General features: G+C 64.1%; 3 protein-coding genes and 1 pseudogene. 3 read left to right on the top strand and 1 reads right to left on the bottom strand.

Features of this window, described 5'->3' with window-relative positions; all coding sequences use genetic code 11:
• The first annotated feature begins 118 nt into the window (after window positions 1–118).
• Genes ACRCSW_RS17120 through ACRCSW_RS17110 form a run of 3 tightly spaced genes read left to right on the top strand, consistent with a single transcriptional unit; the run spans window position 119 to window position 2,381 of the window.
• On the top strand, window positions 119–1,081 hold the full coding sequence (locus tag ACRCSW_RS17120) for a CobW family GTP-binding protein (RefSeq protein ID WP_438706861.1): 963 nt from the start codon (window positions 119–121) through the stop codon (window positions 1,079–1,081).
• Window positions 1,081–2,109, top strand: a complete 1,029-nt coding sequence (locus ACRCSW_RS17115) for a WD40 repeat domain-containing protein (protein WP_438706860.1) — start codon at window positions 1,081–1,083, stop codon at window positions 2,107–2,109. The genes ACRCSW_RS17120 and ACRCSW_RS17115 overlap by 1 nt, the downstream gene beginning before the upstream one ends.
• Entirely contained in the window at window positions 2,109–2,381 is a 273-nt protein-coding gene (locus tag ACRCSW_RS17110) for a hypothetical protein (protein ID WP_438706859.1), read from the top strand. Before ACRCSW_RS17115 ends, ACRCSW_RS17110 begins: the two co-directional genes overlap by 1 nt.
• A gap of 280 nt (window positions 2,382–2,661) precedes the next feature.
• Here ACRCSW_RS17110 and ACRCSW_RS17105 read toward each other — a convergent pair.
• Window positions 2,662–3,162, bottom strand: a pseudogene (locus tag ACRCSW_RS17105) (transketolase-like TK C-terminal-containing protein); the annotation flags it as partial.
• Between the last annotated feature and the right edge of the window lie 8 nt (window positions 3,163–3,170).

Genomic DNA, 3,170 nt, shown 5'->3' with positions numbered 1-3,170 from the left:
GGCACCCTCTATTCCGACGCGCTCTCAGCCGCAGATGGCCCCGCCGCCACCTACCTGGACATGATGCGCCACAACCTGTCGCAGCTGACCGCTGCGCTGACAAACTGAGGAGTATGCCATGACCGCACAAATCCCCGTCACCGTCCTGACCGGCTTTCTTGGTGCCGGAAAGACCACGCTTCTGAACCGCATCCTGACCGAACCACACGGCAAGAAGTACGCCGTCATCATCAACGAATTCGGCGAAACCGGCATCGACAACGAGCTTGTAATCGACGCCGACGAAGAGATCTTCGAGATGAACAACGGCTGCATCTGCTGCACCGTGCGCGGCGATCTGATCCGTATCCTTGGCGGGCTGATGAAGCGCAAGGACTTCGACGGCATCCTGATCGAGACGACGGGCATGGCTGACCCCGCCCCAGTGGCCCAGACATTCTATGTCGATCAGGACGTGGCCGAGAAGACGCGGCTTGATGCCATCGTGACGGTCGTGGATGCGGTGAACCTGTCCACTCATCTCGATGAGGCTCATGAGACGGCCGAACAGATTGCCTTTGCCGACATCGTGCTTCTGAACAAGATCGACCTTGTCGATGCCGAAGCCCTGAAAACCGCCATCGCGCGGATCAAGACGATCAACCCCTATGCAAAGATCGTTCAGACCGAAAAGTGCGGCGTCGCACTGGATCAGGTGCTGGGGCTTGACGCCTTCAGCCTGGAACGCGTGCTGGAAATCGAGCCCGATTTCCTGGACGAGGATGCCACGCACGAGCATGAAGAGGACATCACGTCGATCTCGCTGTCGTCGGATGTGCCGCTGGACGAGAAGGCCTTCCAGCAATGGTTCGGCCTCCTCCTGCGCCAGCACGGACAGGACATCCTGCGCTCCAAGGGCATTCTGGACTTCAAGGGACAGGACGAACGCTTTGTCGTCCATGCCGTCCACATGCTGACAGACGGCGCGCCGCTGGGTCCATGGCCGAAGGGCAAGCCGCGGGCCTCGAAGCTGGTCTTCATCGGGCGCGATCTGGACAAGCTGCACCTCGCCGAGGGTTTTGCCGCCTGCAAGGCCGACTGATGCCGGTCTTGGAGCGTCACGATCCGCTGGCGCCCACACGCATCGAAAAGGGCGGGCGGCAGTTCGAGTTCGATGCGGTGCCCGTCGCGGTCGCAACCGTGGGCGACACCGCCTTCACCGCCTGGGGCGACGGGCAACTCCGCGCCTTTCGCCCCGGCGCGGAACCCGAGACGCTGCCCGTCCACAAGGGGGCCATCCTGTCGATGGTGGCCGAGCCATCAGGGATGATCCTGACCGGAGGCGATGACGGCCGCTTTTGCCGCGTCACGCCGGAAGGGGTGACGGACCTAGCCGTCTTCCCCCGCAAATGGGTCGATCACGTCGCGGCGGGCGCGGGTGGTGTCTTCGCAGCTTCCGTCGGCCGCGAGGTGCATCTGTGGGACGGCGCGCGGCGCGAGACCCTGACCGCGCCCTCCACCGTCGGCGGCCTTGCTTTCGATCGCAAAGGCGGGCGGCTTGCCGTGGCGCATTACGGCGGCGTCACCATCTGGTCGCGCGAAAAACGCGGCTGGAAGCCCGCTGTCCTGAAGTGGGCGGGCAGCCACACGGCGGTGTGCTTCAGCCCGGACGACCGCTTTGTGATGACCCGCATGCAGGAAAACGCGCTCCATGGCTGGCGGCTGCGCGACAAGGCAGACCTGCGCATGTCGGGCTATCCGACCAAGGTCAAGGGCTGGGCCTGGGCGGGGAAGCTCCCCTGGCTCGCGACCACAGGTGCGGACGAGGCGATCCTCTGGCCCTTCGACGGGGCGCAGGGGCCAATGGGCCGTGGGCCAATGCAGCTTGCCTGGGGCGGGCGGGGTTACGTGAGCGCCGTCTACGCACTTCCGGGGCATGAGGCGGTGTTGGCCGGCTATACCTCGGGCGCCGTGATCTTCTCCGATATCGACCAGATCGCCGAGCCCCGCGCCGTCAAGCGCCCGACCGGCGCTCCGGTCACACTGCTTGCGGTCACGCCGCTGACCGGCTGGCTATTGGTCGCTGACGAGGAAGGTGGCGTCCTTTGGGCGCCGCTGGGGACGGCTTGATGCTCGGCCTCTTCTCCCGCCGCCCCCGCCCCGACGCCGAAGCGGTCGCGCGCCTGAAAACCTGGGTTACGTCCCTGATGACCCTTGGCGACAAGGATCACATCGCCGTTGCCGAACTCGCCTGCCACGAACCAGGCTGCCCCGATCTGGAAACCGTCGTGACCGTGACCCTCGCCGACCGCCGTCGCTTTGTCCTGCGGTTCCCTTCAGCCGTTGGCGAGGTCACCGAAGCACAGGTCCAGTCGCTGCAACCAGGTGTGCCAAGCCCATGAGAGCTTTCGTTCGTCAGATGTGAGGAGTGGCGCGACGGCGTGACTTGCACGCAACCCGTCCTGATCAATACCGCCAAACTCGTAACATCTGACCGGCTTCTGACTCTTGTGCTGGCCTTGCCAGTTTTACTGTCACTTTGCACGCTTAGAACCAAGTCTGCCAAATACTCGGAGGATTTTCGCACTCGTCGCTGCGCAGAGCATCAATGACCGGTTCGGCAACGCCGGTCGCGGAGGCCCAATGACGGCAATGGGCCGATCTGCCAACGAAGTAGCAACACTAGATGAGCAGCGACTTTGCCTTTTCCACCACTGCCTTAGGAGTAATCCCGAATTCCTTGGAGAGTCGGTCTGCTGGGGCCGAGGCACCGAATCCCTGCATCCCCATAAACCCGGATTTCTCGTGCTTGCCGCCCTCGCCGCAAAGCCAACGATCCCAGCCGAAGCGGACGCCCGCCTCGATCGCGACACGGGCCGGGCCGGGCGGCAAGATCTTGCGGCGCCAGGCGGCGTCCTGGTCCTTGAACAGCTCCCAGCAGGGCATTGAGACGCCGCGCGTCCCGATCCTCTCAGCCTCGAGCTGATCGCGGGCTTTCAGGGCGATCTCGACTTCGGATCCGGTGGCCATCAGGATGACCTGACGCTTGCCCGCTGCCTCGGCCAGCACATACCCGCCCTTGGCGACCATGTTCTGGTTGGTATGGACCTTGCGGACCGCCGTCAGGTTCTGGCGGCTGAGTGAGAGGACCGTGGGGGTCTTGGTCGCCATCAGCGCGACTTCCTATGCCT

It is taken from the genome of Tabrizicola sp. (genome assembly GCF_051645465.1).
GTDB lineage: Bacteria > Pseudomonadota > Alphaproteobacteria > Rhodobacterales > Rhodobacteraceae > Tabrizicola.
The sequence above is the reverse complement of the archived record's forward strand: the minus strand, read 5'-3'. Positions and strand labels throughout refer to the sequence as shown.

What these genes read in the sequence shown, in the direction of transcription:
- ACRCSW_RS17120 (WP_438706861.1), top strand. Translation starts at nt 119, where the DNA reads ATGACCGCACAAATCCCCGTCACCGTCCTGACCGGCTTTCTTGGTGCC.
- ACRCSW_RS17115 (WP_438706860.1), top strand. Translation starts at nt 1,081, where the DNA reads ATGCCGGTCTTGGAGCGTCACGATCCGCTGGCGCCCACACGCATCGAA.
- ACRCSW_RS17110 (WP_438706859.1), top strand. Translation starts at nt 2,109, where the DNA reads ATGCTCGGCCTCTTCTCCCGCCGCCCCCGCCCCGACGCCGAAGCGGTC.